The organism is Pseudomonas sp. (genome assembly GCF_040514055.1).
In the GTDB taxonomy this organism is placed as follows: domain Bacteria; phylum Pseudomonadota; class Gammaproteobacteria; order Pseudomonadales; family Pseudomonadaceae; genus Aquipseudomonas.
The window spans coordinates 258848-276167 of the sequence record NZ_JBEVDL010000026.1 but is presented as its reverse complement, the minus strand read 5'-3'; the positions used below and the strand labels follow the sequence as shown (position 1 = coordinate 276167).

The window sequence follows — 17320 nt, the reverse complement described above, 5'->3', positions numbered from 1 at the left end:
AGATGAGCGCGCATCAGCACTCGATAATGTTGACCGCCAAACCGCCACGGGCGGTTTCCTTGTATTTGCTTTTCATGTCGGCGCCGGTCTGGCGCATGGTGCGGATGACCTTGTCGAGGGACACGAAGTGCTGCCCGTCGCCACGCATGGCCATGCGCACGGCATTGATGGCCTTGACCGAACCCATGGCGTTGCGTTCGATGCAAGGCACTTGCACCAGCCCGCCGATCGGGTCGCAGGTCAGCCCGAGGTTGTGTTCCATGCCGATTTCCGCGGCGTTTTCCACTTGTTGCACGGTGCCGCCAAGCACCTCGCACAGGGCGCCCGCCGCCATTGAACAGGCCACGCCGACTTCGCCCTGGCAACCGACTTCGGCGCCCGAGATCGAAGCGTTTTCCTTGTACAGGATGCCGATGGCCGCGGCGGTCAGCAGAAAGCGCACCACCCCGTCATCGTTCGCGCCGGGGATGAAGCGCATGTAGTAATGCAGTACCGCCGGGATAATCCCGGCCGCGCCGTTGGTCGGGGCTGTCACCACGCGTCCGCCATTGGCGTTTTCTTCGTTGACCGCCAGGGCGGACAGGTGGACCCAGTCCAGTACCGACAGTGGATCGCGCAGTGACGATTCGGGGTTCTTGCACAGGTGCCGGTGCAGCGCTGCTGCCCGGCGCTTGACCTTCAGGCCCCCGGGCAGGATGCCTTCGTTGCGGCAGCCGGCGGCGACGCAGTCCTGCATCACTTGCCAGATTTTCAGCAGGCCGGCGCGGGTTTCCGCTTCCGGGCGCCAGGCACTTTCGTTGGTCAGCATCACTTGGCTGATGGACAAGCCATAGGTGGTGCAGTGGCCCAGCAGGTCCTTGGCACTTTTGAACGGGAAGGTCAGGGGGGTGGCGTCTTCGACGATGCGGTCGGCACCGGCGGCGTCTTCATCGACGACAAAACCACCACCGACCGAGTAGTACTCGCGGCTGCGGATTTGCAGGCCCGCGGCGTCGAAGGCGCGAAAGATCATGCCGTTGGGGTGATAGGCCAAGGGCTTGCGAATCATCGCCAGGTGTTCTTTCTCATTGAACGCAATGCTGTGTTCGCCCAGCAGGTTCAAGCGACCATTGCCGCGAATGTCGTGCAGGCGGGCGGCGACGGTTTCGGTATCCACGGTGTCCGGGTGTTCGCCTTCCAGGCCGAGCAACACAGCCTTGTCGCTGCCGTGGCCTTTGCCGGTGGCGCCGAGTGAGCCGTACAGCTCGACTTTGACGCAAGCGGTCGCTGTGAGCAGCCCTTCACGGCGCAAACCTTCGGCGAAACGTGCGGCAGCACGCATCGGGCCGACGGTGTGGGAACTGGAGGGGCCGATGCCAATCTTGAACAGGTCGAACACGCTTAACGACATGGTTGTTCTCCGGTTTCTTGTTATAGGAATTGGCGGAAATTTTTCGGGCTGGTCACGATCCTGTGGGAGCTGGCTTGCCAGCGATGGCGGTGTGTCAGTCAACAGAAATGTCGACAGATCCACCCTCATCGCTGGCAAGCCAGCTCCCACAGGGTTTTGTGGTGTTATTGAAATCGGGTGCAGATAAATGCCCCCCTCATTCGTTTAAGCGTAGCTTTCGATCGACGGGCAGGCGCAAACCAGGTTGCGATCACCGAAGACGTTGTCGACACGACCCACCGGCGGCCAGTACTTGCCTTCGATCAGCGACGCGACCGGGTAGACCGCTTGCTCGCGGCTATACGGGTGCGTCCACTCGCCCACCAGTTCCGCGGCAGTGTGCGGGGCGTTTTTCAGTGGGTTGTCGTCCTTGTCCAGGGTGCCGTTTTCCACTGCGCGGATTTCTTCGCGGATGCGGATCATGGCGTCGCAGAAGCGGTCCAGTTCTTCTTTGGATTCGCTTTCGGTCGGCTCGATCATCAAGGTGCCGGCTACCGGGAAGGACATGGTCGGGGCGTGGAAGCCGAAGTCGATCAGGCGCTTGGCCACGTCGTCGACGCTGATGCCGCTGCTGTCCTTGAGCGGGCGCAGGTCGAGGATGCATTCGTGCGCCACCAGACCGTTGCTGCCGGTGTACAGCACCGGGTAGTGCTCTTCGAGGCGACGGGAGATGTAGTTGGCGTTGAGGATCGCCAGCTGCGAGGCGCGTTTCAGGCCAGCGCCGCCCATCATGCGGATGTACATCCAGGTGATCGGCAGGATGCTTGCGCTGCCGAACGGCGCGGCGCACACCGCGCCTTCCTTGCGGGCCATGTGTGCGTGGCCCGGCAGGAACGGCGCCAGGTGCGACTTGACGCCGATCGGGCCGACGCCCGGGCCGCCACCGCCGTGGGGGATGCAGAAGGTCTTGTGCAGGTTCAGGTGCGAGACGTCGCCGCCGAACTGGCCCGGGGCGCACAGGCCGACCATGGCGTTCATATTGGCGCCGTCGATATAGACCTGACCGCCGTTGTCATGGATCACGGCGCAGATATCGCGGATGCCTTCCTCGAACACACCGTGGGTCGAGGGGTAGGTGATCATCAGCGCGGCCAGGCGCTCCTTGTGCTCCTCAGCCTTGGCCCGCAGGTCGTCGATGTCGACGTTGCCACGGGCGTCGCAGGCGGTCACCACCACGCGCATGCCGACCATATTGGCGGTGGCCGGGTTGGTGCCGTGGGCCGAGGAGGGGATCAGGCAGATGTCGCGCTGATCGTCGCCGCGGCTCAGGTGGTAGGCACGGATCGCCAGCAGGCCGGCGTATTCACCCTGGGACCCGGCATTGGGTTGCAGGGAAATGGCGTCGTAGCCGGTGGCGGCGCAGAGCATGGCCTCCAGTTCGTCGGTCAGCTGCTGGTAACCCTGGCTCTGTTCGGCCGGGGCGAAGGGGTGCAGGTTGCCGAACTCGCTCCAGGTGACCGGGATCATCTCGCTGGCGGCGTTGAGTTTCATGGTGCAGGAACCCAGCGGGATCATGGTGCGGTCCAGCGCCAGGTCCTTGTCGGCCAGCTTGCGCAGGTAGCGCATCAGCTCGGTTTCCGAGTGATAGCGGTTGAACACCGGGTGCGCGAGGATCGCCGATTGGCGCAGCAGCGACTGGGGCAGGCGCGACGGGGTGCTTTGGGCCAGCGCGGCGAAGTCGGGCAGGGTTTGGCCGGCATCGGCGAACAGCTGCCACAGGGTCTCGACATCGGCCTGGGTGCTGGTTTCATCCAGGGACAACCCCAGCTGCTGGGCGTCGATCACCCGCAGGTTGAGGCCCTGGGCATGCGCCTTGGCGTGCAGCGCGGCGGTCTGCGCGCCGGTGGCCAGAGTGATGGTGTCGAAGAAATGCTGCTGCTGCGCCGGGCGACCCAGGGCGTCCAGGCCTTGGGCCAGGATCGCGGTCAGGCGCTGCACCCGGTGGGCAATGCGCGTCAGGCCCTGGGGACCGTGGTAGACGGCGTACATGCTGGCGATGTTGGCCAGCAGGACCTGGGCGGTGCAGATGTTGCTGGTGGCCTTCTCGCGGCGGATATGCTGCTCGCGGGTTTGCATGGCCAGGCGCAGGGCCGGCTTGCCGAAACGGTCGACCGACACCCCGACCAGGCGGCCCGGCATGTCGCGTTTGAAGGCGTCGCGGGTGGCGAAGTAGGCGGCATGGGGGCCGCCGAAACCCAGGGGCACGCCAAAGCGTTGGGCGCTGCCGATGGCCACGTCCGCGCCGAATTCACCCGGGGGGGTCAGCAGGGTCAGGGCCAGCAGGTCCGCGGCGACTGCGACCAGGGCGTTGGCGCTGTGGAAACGCTGGACCAGCGCGGCGTAGTCGCAGACCTCGCCATTGCTGGTCGGGTACTGCAGCAGGGCGCCGAAATAGGCGCTGACGTCGTCCAACTGCTGCTCGTCGCCGATCACGACCTCAATGCCCAGGGGCTCGGCACGGGTGCGCAGCACGTCGAGGGTCTGCGGGTGGCAGTGCATCGAAGCGAAGAAGGCGTTGCTGCCCTTGTTCTTCGCCAGGCGCTTGCAGAAGGTCATGGCTTCGGCGGCGGCCGTGGCCTCGTCGAGCATGGAGGCGTTGGCGATCGGCAGGCCGGCCAGGTCGCTGATCAGGGTCTGGAAGTTCAGCAGCGCTTCCAGGCGGCCCTGGGAAATTTCCGGCTGGTAGGGCGTGTAGGCGGTGTACCAGGCCGGGTTTTCCAGCAGGTTGCGCAGGATCGGCGCTGGCGTGTGGGTGCCGTAGTAGCCCTGGCCGATAAAGGTCTTGAACAGCTGGTTCTTGTCGGCGATGGCCTTGATCGAGGCCAGGGCCTCGGCTTCGCTCTGGCCGGGCAGGGCGTCGAGCACACTGCTGCCCTTGATGCTGTCGGGGATCACGCTGTCGCTCAGGGCTTCCAGCGAGTCGTAGCCGAGCAAGGCGAGCATGGCCTTTTCGTCATCCGCGCGCGGGCCGATATGACGGGCGATAAATTCGTTCTCGTTACCCAGTTCGCTCAGTTGTACGGTCATGGTGATTCCTCAGGCCTCGGCGTTGGCGGACAGCAGGCGGTCGTAGGCGTCCTGGTCGAGCAGCGCGGCGACGGCGGCGGCATCGGCCGGGCGGAAACGGAAGAACCAGCCCTTGCCCAACGGGTCTTCGTTGACCAGCTCGGGGTTGCCTTCCAGCGCGGGGTTCACTTCGAGCACTTCGCCGTCCAGCGGCATGGTGATATTGCTGGCCGCCTTGACCGATTCCAGTACCGCGACTTCCGCACCCTGGGTGTGGTTGTCCAGTTCCGGCAGTTGCACATACACCACGTCACCAAGCGCTTCCTGGGCATAAGGGGTAATGCCTACGGTCACCAGACCGTCGGTATCCAGACGCAGCCATTCGTGCTCGACAGTGAAACGCAACTCGCTCATGGGAACTCCTTAAGGGACGGGTCGCCCGTTTCTGACGCCGGGCGGGAATGCAACTGGGTTAAGTTATAGCAAATGAAGTGCCATTTAAATTAAATCCTTTAAAATCAGTTAGATAGAGAATTTTTGGGTGAATTGAGTTTTCTCTTTGTAGCGATATCGCTACAGCGCAAGCGACCTCGACATATGTATTTACGTCAGGGCCCCTAGAGCGCTGGGCTGCAGCGGGTTGTGTCGATTTCGTTACGCTGTAGTGATTTCGCTACGGCGTGCCGGGCAGTGGCCCGCTGGCGCGTCCGGATCGAAGCATCCTCCCCCTTGGATACCCGCCTTCGCGGGTATGACGAGGTTTTTGTGGACGGCTGTTAGGCGATTCCGGGCTCCGCGTGGCGCGGGATGATCGTTCCCACGCTCTGCGTGGGGATGCCGTCCTGGGCGCTCCGCGTCCACGCAACAGGCGCCGGGGGTGAGGAACCATATCCCTCGGCGCCTAACCCTTGCCAGGAATGCCGTACTTGCGCAGGCGATTGGCGATCGCGGTGTGGGAGGTCAGCAGCCGCGCCGCCAGTTGTCGGCTGGAGGGGTAGCTGACGTAGAGTTTTTCCAGCAGGGCCCGTTCGAAGTCCTCCACCGCCTGCTCCAGGCTGGCCACTTCGCCGTCGTTTTGCCGCGCCACCGAGGTGCCGGCGATATCCAGGTCACCGATATCCACCAGGGTGCTGTCGCAAATGGCGGCGGCGCGAAAGATCACGTTCTGCAACTGGCGGACGTTGCCCGGCCAGCGGTTGTCCAGCAGCGCCGGATAGGTGCCCGGTGCCAGCCGACAGGTCGGCCGCTGGATCTGCGCACAGGCCTGCTGCATAAAATGCCGGGCCAGCATCAGGATGTCCTGGCCGCGCTCGCGCAGCGGCGGCACCTCCAGGTTCAGTACGTTCAGGCGGTAGAACAGGTCCTCGCGGAAACCGCCTTCGGCGACCATCTTTTCCAGGTCGCGGTGGGTCGCGCTGAGGATGCGCACATTGACCTTGACTTCACGGTCGCCGCCGACCCGGCGGAAACTGCCATCGTTGAGAAAGCGCAGCAGTTTGGCCTGCAGGTAGGGGGACATCTCGCCGATTTCGTCGAGAAACACCGTGCCCTGGTTGGCCAGCTCCATCAGCCCCGGCTTGCCGCCGCGTTGGGCGCCGGTAAAGGCCCCGGGGGCATAGCCGAACAGCTCGCTTTCGGCCAGGTTCTCCGGCAGCGCGGCGCAGTTCAGCGCCAGGAAAGGGGCGCTGGAGCGCCCGCTGCTGGCATGGCAGGCGCGGGCCACCAATTCCTTGCCGGTGCCGGTTTCGCCGCGGATCAACAGCGGGGCATCCAGGCTGGCCACGCGCAGGGCACGGGCCTTGAGCGTGCGGATCGGCGCGGAGTCGCCGAGCAGCGAATCGAAGCCTTCGGCATGGTCGTGGTGCAGGGCGGCCAAGCGCTCGCCGATACGGCTGGGCGCATAAAACGTCAGCAAGGCACCGGTCAGGTGGGCGACGCCGCCCTGGATGGTTTCGCCGATCGGCGTGGCGTCCAGCAGCAGGGCCTGGCCATTGAGGGTGACTTCCCGCAGCGGCAGGCGAAAGCCCTGGTCAAGCAAGGCGCGTTGCAGCTCGCTGTCATCGAACAGCTCGCCCAGGCTCTGGCCCTCGGGTTCGCGTCCGCAGAGGGCGACCAGGGCCGGATTGGCCAGCAGCACGTGGCCGTCGCCGTCGACCGCCAGCACCGGGTCGCTCATGGCGCCGAGCAGGGCGTCGAGCTGCAGTCGCCGTTGCTGGCCCGGCAGGATGTCGACCACGTTCACCTGCTGCACGCCCTGCACCTTGAACAGCGCATCGCGCAGTTCGTCGAGCACCTGGGGGCTGAGGGTCGGCGCGTCGATATAGACATTGGGCGGCAGCATTTCCACCGCGTCCAGGTTGAGGTTGCGCCCGCCCAGCAGGGCCAGGACCTCCTGGGTGATGCCAACGCGGTCGATAAAGGTGACGTGGATGCGCATGGGTCGAGCGAAAGCCCTGTGCCTTAAAGCGGGCAATTATGCCCGGTCTGAGGGTGGATCGGGGAATTGCTCGGCGCCCAGCCGCGGGCCGTTTGGGCAACACCCGCGACGCCTGGGGGGATCTTGGCTACCGCCGCGGGCGATGCCCGGCCTGCCGGCGCCTTGCAGCCAGGCGCCGTGCTTGCGCCAAGCTGCCAGTGCGCTCCCGCCGACCACTAGAACGCGCTTTGCTCCTGGCTGAGCTGATATTCCTCGCCGCTGTAATAGGTCAGTACCCGCGGGTCCATTACCCGGCGCCACAGCGGTGGGAACAGCGCCAGCACCACCATCCCGGCATACCCGGCGGGCAACTGCGGGCTTTCGTCGCAATGCCGCAGCACCTGGTAGCGCCGCTTGGCGTGGGCGTGATGGTCCGAGTGGCGTTGCAGATGGAACAGGAACAGGTTGGTCAGCAGGAAGTTGCTGTTCCACGAGTGCCGCGCGGTGGTGCGCTCGTAGCGGCCATTGTCCAGCTTGCGGCGGTGCAGGCCGTAGTGCTCGACGTAATTGACGATCTCCAGCAGCGTCAGCGCGACCCAGGCCTGACCGAGGAAAAACAGCGCGCCGAGGGTGCCCAGGGCCAGGCCGAAGCCGACCAGCAAGCCCAGGCTGATCAGGTACCAGGTGATCAGTTCGTTACGCCAGTGCAGCGCCGGCAAGCCCCGGCGCTTGAGCCGTTGCGCCTCCAGCGCCCAGGCATTGCGCAGGTTGTGGTAATAGGCGCGAGGCAGGAAGTGATAGAGGCTCTGCCCATAGCGCGAGGAGGAGGCGTCCTCGGGGGTCGACACATGCACATGGTGGCCGCGTACATGCTCGATCTTGAAACCGGCGTAGCAGACCGCCGCCAACAGCAGGCCACCGGCAGCGCGCTCCAGCGCCGGGTCCTTGTGGATCAATTCATGGGCCACGGTGATGCCAATGGCGCCCAGCACCGTGCCGACCGAAAGCACCCAGCCGAGACGGCCCAGCCAACTCCAGCCAGGGTGCTCGGCGAAGGCCCAGGCGCTCCAGCCGAGCAAGCCCAGCAGCACCGGCACCGCCACCAGGCTCAGCAGCCGGTAGTAGCCCTGCGCTTCCATCCGCGGCACCTGTATGTCTTCGTCGGGGTTGGCTGGATCGCGGCCGACCAGCAGGTCAAGCAGCGGCACCAGACCGAACATCACCCCGAGCACCAGAAAGGCCCAGGCGTCGGCGTGGGGGCTTCCCACCGACAACTGGTAACTCAGCGGCACGCAGGCCACCGGCACCAGCCAGATCCAGTAACCGACCTTTTTCAGGGCCAGCATCCAATGAGAGGGCAGTCGTTCGAACATAAGGGGCTCCAGGTAGCGGCTTTATTGTAGGATTGTAGGACAATATTACTTTATGCCGGCCACCTGTCTGCGCCCTATCTTTCGATCGGAACCCCCATGGGCGTTCGGCTTGGCCGCGTAACGCCCTGTGTTACACTTGCGCCGCGTGTTTTCGACCCTGTAAGGACAATCATGACGTTCAAGGCACCGGACAGCCTCTCCGAGCAGATTGCTCATCACCTCGCCGAACGCATCATTCGTGGCGAGCTCAAGGAACGCGAACGCATCCAGGAACAGAAAGTCACCCAGGCCTTGAATGTCAGCCGGGGTTCGGTGCGCGAGGCGCTGCTGATCCTCGAGCGTCGTCATCTGATCGCCATCCTGCCGCGCCGTGGCGCCCATGTGACCGAACTGACGCCGCACAACGTGCAGAGCCTCTACGGCCTGGTCATGGAGTTGTACATCCTGCTGGGCAACGCGGTGGCGCAAAAATGGCGAGTCCAGGCCGACCTGGCGCCCTTGCTGGTGATCCAGGGCAAGTTGGTGGCTAGCGCCGAACGGCGCGATATCAGCGCCTTTGTCGAGCACAGTTTCGATGTGATGCGCGCGGCCTTTCCGTTCGCCGACAATCCCTACCTGCAGGAAACCGTGGAGAACCTGCTGCCGGCCATCAGCCGTACCTACCACCTGGCCCTGGAGCGGCGCAAAGGCGAGATGGGTCAGTTCCTTGAAGCCTTCGCCAGCCTGCTGCAGGCGGTGGTGGCCCGCGACCTGGGCCGCGTGCGCCAAGTGCTCGGTGAGTACGGCCAGCACAATTGCCAGCTGGTGCTGGCCGCGCTGGCCGAGCGCTAAGCCCGTGGAGGGGAGGGATTTATGCGCCTGAAATGCATCAAGCTGGCGGGCTTCAAATCCTTCGTAGACCCCACCACGGTCAATTTTCCCAGCAACATGGCCGCCGTGGTCGGCCCCAACGGTTGTGGCAAGTCCAATATCATCGACGCCGTACGCTGGGTGATGGGCGAGAGTTCGGCGAAGAACCTTCGTGGCGAGTCGATGACCGACGTCATCTTCAACGGCTCGACCAGCCGCAAGCCGGTCAGCCAGGCCTCCATCGAACTGGTGTTCGACAACTCCGACGGCACCCTGGTCGGCGAATACGCCAGTTACGCGGAAATCTCCATTCGCCGACGGGTCACCCGCGACAGCCAGAACACTTACTTTCTCAACGGCACCAAGTGCCGGCGCCGCGACATCACCGATATTTTTCTCGGCACCGGGTTGGGGCCGCGCAGCTACTCGATCATCGAGCAGGGGATGATTTCCAAGCTGATCGAGGCCAAACCCGAGGACTTGCGCAACTTTATCGAGGAAGCCGCCGGCATCTCGAAATACAAGGAGCGCCGTCGGGAAACCGAAAACCGTATCCGCCGCACCCATGAAAACCTGGCGCGCCTGACCGACCTGCGTGAGGAGCTGGAGCGCCAGCTCGATCGTCTGCACCGCCAGGCCCAGGCCGCCGAGAAATACCAGGAGTTCAAGGCCGAGGAGCGTCAGCTCAAGGCTCAGCTGTCTGCGCTGAAATGGCAGGCGCTGAACGAACAGGTTGGCCAGCGCGAAGCGGTGATCGGCCAGCAGGAAATCGCCTTCGAGGCCCTGGTGGCCGAGCAGCGCAATGCCGATGCTGGCATCGAGCGGCTGCGCGACGGTCACCACGAGCTGTCCGAGGGGTTCAACCTGGTGCAGGGACGCTTTTACTCGGTGGGGGGCGATATCGCCCGGGTCGAACAGAGCATTCAGCATGGCCAGCAGCGACTGCGCCAGCTGCAGGACGACTTCAACGAGGCCGAGCGTTCGCGCCAGGAAACCGAATCGCACCTGGGGCATGACCGCACCTTGCTGGCGACTTTCGCCGAGGAACTGGCGGAGCTCGAGCCCGAGCAGGCCCTGACCGTTGCCGCCGCCGAAGAATCGGCGGCGGCCCTGGAGGAGGCCGAGGCGGCCATGCACGGCTGGCAGGAAGCCTGGGATGCGTTCAACCAGCGCTCGGCCGAGCCGCGCCGCCAGGCCGAAGTGCAGCAGTCGCGGATCCAGCAACTGGAACACAGCCTCGAACGCCTGGCCGACCGTCAGCGTCGCCTGGCCGACGAGCGCGCCCAGCTGGCGGCCGATCCCGAGGATGCCGCGATACTCGAGCTGGCCGAACAGGTGGCCAGCAGCGAGCTGGACCTCGAGGCCCTGCAGGCCGACGAAGCGGGCATGGCTGAGCGCATCGAGCAGCTGCGCGCCGACCTGCAGCGCGCCGGCCAGGCGCAACAGCAGGCCCAGGGCGAGTTGCAGCGCCTCAACGGTCGCCTGGCGTCCCTGGAAGCCCTGCAGCAGGCGGCGCTCGACCCGGGCAGCGGGGCTGCCGAGTGGTTGCGCGACCAGCAGCTGAACGAGCGCCCGCGCCTGGCCGAGGGCCTGCGGGTCGAGCCGGGTTGGGAGCTGGCGGTGGAAACCGTGCTGGGCGCTGATTTGCAGGCAGTGTTGCTCGATCCTCTGACCGAGTTGCGCGAGCTGCCGCTGGACAGCTTTACCCAGGGTGACCTGCGCTTGCTCAGCCCTGGCCGGGCCGGCGCGCGCCAGCCCGGCAGCCTGCTGGACAAGGTCGACAGCGCCGTTGACCTGGGCCCCTGGCTGGGTCGGGTGCGGCCGGTGGAGTCGCTGGACGACGCCTTGCTGATGCGCGCCTCGCTGGCCGAGGGCGACAGCCTGATCAGCCGCGATGGCTACTGGCTGGGCCGGCATTTCCTGCGGGTGCGCCGGGCCGGGGTCACCGAAGGCGGGCTGTTGGCCCGTGGCCAGGAAATCGAGGCCCTGGGCCTGGAGCGCGACGAGCGCGAAGCCACCCTGCAGGGGCTGGACGAGGCGCTGCAGCATCTGCGTCAGGACCAGCGCCAGCAGGAAGAAGCCCGCGAGCAGCGCCGTCGCCAGTTGCAGCACGAAGCACGGCGCCAGGCCGAGCTCAAGGCGCAGTTGTCCGCCGGCCAGGCCAAGGTCGAGCAGCTGACCTTGCGCCGCCAGCGGCTGGAGGCCGAACTGGCCGAACTGGCCGAACAGCGCGCCCTCGAGCATGAACAATTGGGCGAAGGTCGGCTGCAGTTGCAGGACGCCCTGGACGCCATGGCCGAGGACACCGAGCAGCGCGAAACTCTGTTGGCCCGCCGCGACCGCTTGCGCGAAACGCTCGACCGGGTGCGCCAGGACGCACGCCAGCACAAGGACCATGCCCACCAGTTGGCGGTACGCCTGGGCTCTCTGCGCGCGCAGCACCAGTCGACCCGGCAGGCCCTGGAGCGTCTGGAATTGCAGGCCGAGCGCCTGCATGAAAAACGTGAACAGCTGAGCCTCAACCTGGATGAGGGCGCCGCGCCGCTGGAAGAGCTGCGCATGAAACTCGAGGAGTTGCTGGATCGGCGCATGGGCGTGGAGGACGAACTGAAGCTGGCGCGCCTGGCCCTGGAAGACGCCGATCGCGAGCTGCGTGATGTGGAAAAACGGCGCACCCAGGCCGAGCAGCAGGCGCAATTGCTGCGTGGGCAACTGGAACAGCAACGCATGGAGTGGCAGGCCCTGACCGTGCGGCGCAAGGCCTTCCAGGACCAGTTGACGGAAGACCAGTACGACCTGCATGGGGTGCTGGCGACCCTGACCCCCGAGGCCAATGAAAAAGCCTGGGAGGAAGAGTTGGAGCGCCTGGCCGCGCGTATTCAGCGTCTGGGCCCGATCAACCTGGCGGCGATCGACGAGTATCAACAGCAGGGCGAGCGCAAGCGCTATCTGGACGCGCAGAACGCCGACCTGGTCGAAGCCCTGGACACCCTGGAAAACGTCATCCGCAAGATCGACAAGGAAACCCGTAACCGTTTCAAGGAAACCTTCGACCAGATCAATGGCGGCCTGCAAGCCTTATTCCCAAAAGTATTTGGTGGAGGCAACGCTTATTTGGAACTCACAGGCGAAGATCTACTCGATACGGGGGTCACAATCATGGCGCGCCCGCCGGGCAAGAAAAACAGCACCATCCACCTGCTGTCCGGTGGCGAAAAAGCCTTGACGGCCCTGGCCCTGGTGTTCGCGATCTTCCAGCTCAATCCCGCGCCCTTCTGCATGCTCGACGAAGTGGACGCGCCGCTGGATGACGCCAACGTCGGTCGCTATGCCCGGTTGGTCAAGGAAATGTCGGAGAAAGTGCAATTCATCTATATCACCCACAATAAGATCGCCATGGAAATGGCCGATCAGCTCATGGGCGTGACCATGCACGAGCCGGGATGCTCGCGCTTGGTGGCAGTGGATGTGGAGGCAGCGCTGGCCCTGGTCGAGGCTTGACGCGACTGGCGCTATAAACTTGGCTTTTGGCATGCTAGCTTATTGCCCACGTATCGTTATATTGGGAAAAAACCTGTCAGAACAGCGGGTTGCCGGTCGTGATCGACCGATTGAAGAGGCATTGAGTGGTTGTGAGTGAAAATCGAGGGTTGGCCCGAGGCCACGCTCCATTATTTTTTTATTTCAGGGGTTACAGAACTACATGGAAATCGGTCTGCGCGAGTGGCTGATCGTCATCGGCATCATCGTTATCGCTGGCATCCTGTTCGATGGCTGGCGGCGCATGCGCGGTGGCAAGGGCAAGCTGAAGTTCCGACTGGATCGCAGCTTTTCCAACCTGCCAGACGATGACGAGGATCCGGCCTTGCTGGGGCCGCCGCGGGTATTGCCGCGTAACCAGGAGCCGCGGCTGGATGAGGAAGACCTGCCGGCGCTGAGTGCCCGCGAACTCAACCGCCGCCGTGGCACCGTGGTCGAGCCGCAGCAGGGTGACCTCAATCTGGAGGCCGATGAGCCGGTGCCGACCTTGCTGAACCCGGTACGCGACGAGCCGCCGGTTGGGTCCAGCCGTGCCGAGCCGCGCAACGAGTCGCGTGACCTGGCGCCGGTGGAGGAAGTGCTGGTGATCAGCGTGATCGCCCGCGACGAGCACGGTTTTATGGGCCCGGCGCTGCTGCAGAATATCCTGGAGAGTGGGCTGCGTTTCGGTGAGATGGACATCTTCCACCGTCACGAAAGCATGGCCGGTAATGGCGAGGTGCTGTTTTCCATGGCCAACGCGGTCAAGCCCGGCACCTTCGACCTGGACGATATCGAGGGTTTCAGTACCCGTGCGGTGAGTTTTTTCCTCGGGCTGCCCGGCCCGCGTCATCCCAAGCAGGCCTTCGACGTGATGGTCGCCGCAGCGCGTAAACTGGCCCATGAGCTCAATGGCGAGCTCAAGGATGACCAGCGCAGCGTGATCACGGCGCAGACCATCGAGCATTATCGCCAGCGTATCGTCGAGTTCGAACGCAAGCAGCTGACCCACAAACGCTGAGCGCGGCCTGCGGTTGCAGGCCGCTGAACAGGGCGGACGGTACCTTGCCGATCCGCCTGATAGGCTTTGTCAACAAGCAGCCGCGGCTGCTTTTTTCGTTTCGAGAGTGGCTCCATGACCGACGCCGTATCCCCCGCCCTGCAGGCCGCCGAACGTATCAGTCAGTTGCGCAGTGAGCTCGATGCGCACAACTACCGCTACTACGTGCTCGACCAGCCCAGTGTGCCGGATGCCGAGTACGATCGGCTGTTCAATGCCCTCAAGGCCCTGGAAGCCGAGCATCCCGAACTGATCACCGCCGAGTCACCGACCCAGCGGGTTGGCGGCCAAGCCTTGTCGGCCTTTGGTCAGGTGCGCCACGACGTGCCGATGCTCAGCCTGGGCAACGCCTTCGAGCAGCAGCAGCTGCTGGACTTCGACCGGCGGGTGCGCGAGGGCCTGGATCTGCCGTCCACCGGGCCGAGCGGGGACCTCTTTGCTGCGGCGACTGAAGTGGCCTACAGCTGCGAGCCTAAGCTCGACGGCCTGGCGGTCAGCCTGCTGTACGAGAATGGCCAGTTGGTGCGCGGCGCCACCCGCGGCGACGGCAGCACCGGCGAGGACATCAGCGCCAACGTGCGCACGGTGCGCAATATTCCGCTGCGCCTGCAGGGCAGCGGCTGGCCGGCGGTGCTCGAGGTGCGCGGCGAGGTCTTTATGTCCAAGGCTGGCTTCGAGCGGCTCAATGCCAGTCAACTGGCGATCGGTGGCAAGACCTTCGCCAATCCGCGCAACGCCGCCGCCGGCAGCCTGCGCCAGCTGGACCCGAAGATCACCGCCAGCCGGCCGCTGGAGCTGTGTGCCTATGGCGTCGGACGCAGTGATGGGACCTTGCCCGACAGCCATATCGGCTTGCTCGAGGCGCTGAAAGGCTGGGGGCTGCCGATCAGTCGCGAGCTCAAGCTGGCCGCGGGGGTCGAGGGCTGCCTGGCGTATTACCGCGATATCGGCGAACGCCGCCAGGCCCTGGCCTACGAAATCGACGGGGTGGTGTTCAAGGTCAACGACCTGGCCCAGCAGCGCGAACTGGGTTTTCGCGCCCGCGAGCCGCGCTGGGCGCTGGCCTTCAAGTTTCCGGCCAGCGAGGAGTTGACCGAACTGCTGGGCGTCGAGTTCCAGGTGGGGCGCACCGGCGCCATTACCCCGGTGGCCCGGCTTAAGCCGGTCAAGGTGGCGGGTGTGATGGTGGCCAACGCCACCCTGCACAACATGGATGAAGTGGCGCGCCTGGGGGTGATGATCGGCGATACGGTGATCGTGCGCCGTGCTGGCGATGTGATTCCCCAGGTGCTGGGGGTGATTACCGAGCGCCGCACGAGCGACGCGCGCGCGGTCGAGGTGCCCAGCCAGTGCCCGGTCTGCGGTTCGGCGGTGGAGCGCACCCAGCTGGTCAAGCGCAGCAAGGGCCGCGAGTCCCACAGCGAGGGTTCTATCTACCGCTGCGTCGGCCGCCTGGCCTGCCAGGCCCAGCTCAAGCAGGCGATCATCCATTTCGTTTCGCGGCGGGCCATGGATATCGACGGCCTGGGCGACAAGATCGTCGAGCAGCTGGTGGATACCGGCCTGATCCGCTCACCGGCGGACCTCTATTGCCTGACCCACGAGCAGGTCATCGAGCTGGACGGCTTCGCCGAGCTGTCCACACGTAACCTGTTGGCCGCCATCGAAGCCAGCAAACGACCGAGCCTGGCGCGTTTTATCTTCGCCCTGGGCATTCCCGATGTCGGCGAAGAGACCGCCAAGCTGCTGGCGCGTGCCCTGGGCTCGCTGGCGCGGATCCAGCGGGCCTTGCCCCAGGTGCTGACCTGCCTGCCGGATATCGGCGCCGAGGTGGCGTTCGAGATTCACGGCTTCTTCGGCGACAGCCATAACCTGGGGGTGATCGAGTTATTGCTGGCCCGTGGCGTGGAGCCCCAGGATCAGGGTGAGTTGCACCCGGAATTCGCTGCCTGCACCACGCTGGCCGGTTTTGTCGACAGCCTGCATATCGCCTCGGTCGGCCCGACCGGGGCCAAAAACTTGGCGGAAAAATTCGATAGCCTGGAAAAAATCATTGCCGCCGACTGGCTCGACCTGAGCGCCATGAAGGGCCTCAACGAAAAAGCCAAACAGGCGGTGCGGGCGTTTTTCGCCGAGCCCGCGAACGTTGCCCAGGCGCAGGCCATCGAGGCGCAACTGCGGGACTTCGGCATGCACTGGGACAGTGTACGCCAGCAGGTCGCGGGCTTGCCGCTGGCCGGCCAGACCTGGGTGCTGACCGGCTCTCTGGAAGTCATGAGCCGCGACCAGGCCAAGGACAAACTGGAGGCCCTGGGCGCCAAGGTCTCGGGCTCGGTCTCGGCCAAGACCCACTGCGTGGTGGCTGGTCCCGGCGCCGGCTCCAAGCTGACCAAGGCCAACGAATTGGGTTTGCGGGTGCTGGACGAAGACGCCTTTATCGCCGCGCTGGCTGGGTTTGGCGTGAGGCCGTAGGGGGGCGGAGCAGGGTGTTTTTTATGGTTTTTCGTAGGGAGGGTGAGCGACGCAAGCGATTGGCCCGGCCACCCCGGCGCGCCAGCCGCGTCGCGTGACCCACGGATGCCCAAGGCCGCGGGTTTCACCCGCCCTACCAGAGCAGGGTGTTTTTTCGTGGGGCAGATTATTTAGACCTGTCATACAGGGCATTTTCGGCCAAATGCTCCTCGTCATGCCGGGCGGCAGGTTAAGGCTTTTTATCCCTGCGGATATCTTTCCAGCCTACCTGCCAGGGGGTGCTTAGCCACAGGCGCAGGCGCTGGCCGAAGCCCAGTGGCGGATGCTCGGGCTCGACAGGCGGTGCGGGCTCCACGGCGGCGGGCTCGATGCTGTCCGGCATTTCGGTGACTTCCAGCAGCGGTAACTGGACAAGGGTCTGGGCCTGGCTGAAGTCGATCAATTCGACCGACAGCGGCAGGTGCTCGACGCTGCCGCCATTGAACAGGTGCAGCAGGTTGTCGGCCAGGCCGACGCGCAACTGGCCGAGCAGCTCGTGCATGGGTGGGCGCAGTCCGGGGTCGTTCAGCAGGCGGTCGAGGTCGTAGGCCAGGTCCTGGATTTCCCCGATGACCTGGTGGCGGGCGGCCCGCTCCTGGGTGGTCAGGCCCTTGAGCTGACGCAGCAGGTTTTCGCGCTCGTACGGCAGCTGCAGCTCGTCGACCACCTGGCCGCGCTGGCGTAGCAGCCAGCGCAGCGCCAGGGCCGTCCTGGCGCACCGGTGGAAGGCGTCGATCAGGTAGCGGGCATGTTCGAGCTGGACCTGCTGGTCGGTTTCGCCCTGTTCCAGCTGTTCGAGCAACAGCTGTACCTGGGCGAACTGGCTTTGCAGTTCGCGGTCCAGGTTGACCAGACGCAGGCGGATCTCGGGGCCTTCCATTGCCAGCAGCTTGCGGTCCAGGGCCTCCACCGTGACGTTCATCGGTGTTGCCGAGGTGGGATCGCCGGTCAGGTCGACCAGGCTTTCCAGGCCACTTTTCAGGGTTTCCAGCGAGCCGGCGATAAAGATCAGCCGTTCCAGCAGGACGCGACGGCGTTCCAGCTGTTGCAACATGCGCGCGGTGAGGGCGGGCGAGCTGTCGACCACAAGTCGGGTCCTGGGGAGGTGGGGATGCGCTGAGTTTAGCGCCCTGGCCTCGCGCCGTCGCCTGGGACTG

The 17320-nt window shown here is 64.9% G+C and carries 10 protein-coding genes; 4 read left to right on the top strand and 6 right to left on the bottom strand.

Annotated features, from left to right (window positions below; all coding sequences use genetic code 11):
* Positions 1-13 precede the first annotated feature (13 nt).
* From ABWY06_RS07205 to ABWY06_RS07185, 5 genes are all read right to left on the bottom strand, one after another.
* Positions 14-1390 (bottom strand): L-serine ammonia-lyase, encoded by a 1377-nt coding sequence (locus ABWY06_RS07205; RefSeq protein ID WP_353924875.1) that lies wholly within the window; start codon positions 1388-1390, stop codon positions 14-16.
* Between the two features lie 204 nt (positions 1391-1594).
* Positions 1595-4456, bottom strand: coding sequence for an aminomethyl-transferring glycine dehydrogenase (gene gcvP / locus ABWY06_RS07200; RefSeq protein WP_353924874.1), 2862 nt, complete (start codon positions 4454-4456; stop codon positions 1595-1597).
* Positions 4457-4465: 9 nt separating this feature from the next.
* Entirely contained in the window at positions 4466-4849 is a 384-nt protein-coding gene (gcvH, locus tag ABWY06_RS07195) for a glycine cleavage system protein GcvH (protein WP_353924873.1), read from the bottom strand.
* 487 nt (positions 4850-5336) lie between these two features.
* Positions 5337-6872, bottom strand: a complete 1536-nt coding sequence (gene gcsR, locus ABWY06_RS07190) for a transcriptional regulator GcsR (RefSeq protein ID WP_353924872.1) — start codon at positions 6870-6872, stop codon at positions 5337-5339.
* A 215-nt stretch (positions 6873-7087) separates the two neighbouring features.
* Entirely contained in the window at positions 7088-8224 is a 1137-nt protein-coding gene (locus ABWY06_RS07185) for an alkane 1-monooxygenase (protein WP_353924871.1), read from the bottom strand.
* Between the two features lie 171 nt (positions 8225-8395).
* Between ABWY06_RS07185 and ABWY06_RS07180 the strand changes: the two genes are divergently transcribed.
* The 4 genes from ABWY06_RS07180 to ligA all read left to right on the top strand — a co-directional run bounded on the left by ABWY06_RS07180 (position 8396) and on the right by ligA (position 16124).
* Positions 8396-9055 (top strand): GntR family transcriptional regulator, encoded by a 660-nt coding sequence (locus tag ABWY06_RS07180; protein WP_353924870.1) that lies wholly within the window; start codon positions 8396-8398, stop codon positions 9053-9055.
* A 21-nt stretch (positions 9056-9076) separates the two neighbouring features.
* Entirely contained in the window at positions 9077-12574 is a 3498-nt protein-coding gene (smc, locus tag ABWY06_RS07175) for a chromosome segregation protein SMC (RefSeq protein WP_353924869.1), read from the top strand.
* A gap of 202 nt (positions 12575-12776) precedes the next feature.
* On the top strand, positions 12777-13613 hold the full coding sequence (zipA, locus tag ABWY06_RS07170; protein ID WP_353924868.1) for a cell division protein ZipA: 837 nt from the start codon (positions 12777-12779) through the stop codon (positions 13611-13613).
* 114 nt (positions 13614-13727) lie between these two features.
* Entirely contained in the window at positions 13728-16124 is a 2397-nt protein-coding gene (gene ligA, locus ABWY06_RS07165; protein ID WP_353924867.1) for an NAD-dependent DNA ligase LigA, read from the top strand.
* A gap of 229 nt (positions 16125-16353) precedes the next feature.
* On the opposite strand, the gene ABWY06_RS07160 is transcribed toward ligA, so the two are convergent.
* A complete protein-coding gene (locus tag ABWY06_RS07160; protein WP_353924866.1) occupies positions 16354-17250 on the bottom strand; it encodes a hypothetical protein in 897 nt (298 codons plus the stop codon).
* Between the last annotated feature and the right edge of the window lie 70 nt (positions 17251-17320).

What these genes read in the sequence shown, in the direction of transcription:
- ABWY06_RS07205 (WP_353924875.1), bottom strand. Translation starts at nt 1,390, where the DNA reads ATGTCGTTAAGCGTGTTCGACCTGTTCAAGATTGGCATCGGCCCCTCC.
- gcvP (WP_353924874.1), bottom strand. Translation starts at nt 4,456, where the DNA reads ATGACCGTACAACTGAGCGAACTGGGTAACGAGAACGAATTTATCGCC.
- gcvH (WP_353924873.1), bottom strand. Translation starts at nt 4,849, where the DNA reads ATGAGCGAGTTGCGTTTCACTGTCGAGCACGAATGGCTGCGTCTGGAT.
- gcsR (WP_353924872.1), bottom strand. Translation starts at nt 6,872, where the DNA reads ATGCGCATCCACGTCACCTTTATCGACCGCGTTGGCATCACCCAGGAG.
- ABWY06_RS07185 (WP_353924871.1), bottom strand. Translation starts at nt 8,224, where the DNA reads ATGTTCGAACGACTGCCCTCTCATTGGATGCTGGCCCTGAAAAAGGTC.
- ABWY06_RS07180 (WP_353924870.1), top strand. Translation starts at nt 8,396, where the DNA reads ATGACGTTCAAGGCACCGGACAGCCTCTCCGAGCAGATTGCTCATCAC.
- smc (WP_353924869.1), top strand. Translation starts at nt 9,077, where the DNA reads ATGCGCCTGAAATGCATCAAGCTGGCGGGCTTCAAATCCTTCGTAGAC.
- zipA (WP_353924868.1), top strand. Translation starts at nt 12,777, where the DNA reads ATGGAAATCGGTCTGCGCGAGTGGCTGATCGTCATCGGCATCATCGTT.
- ligA (WP_353924867.1), top strand. Translation starts at nt 13,728, where the DNA reads ATGACCGACGCCGTATCCCCCGCCCTGCAGGCCGCCGAACGTATCAGT.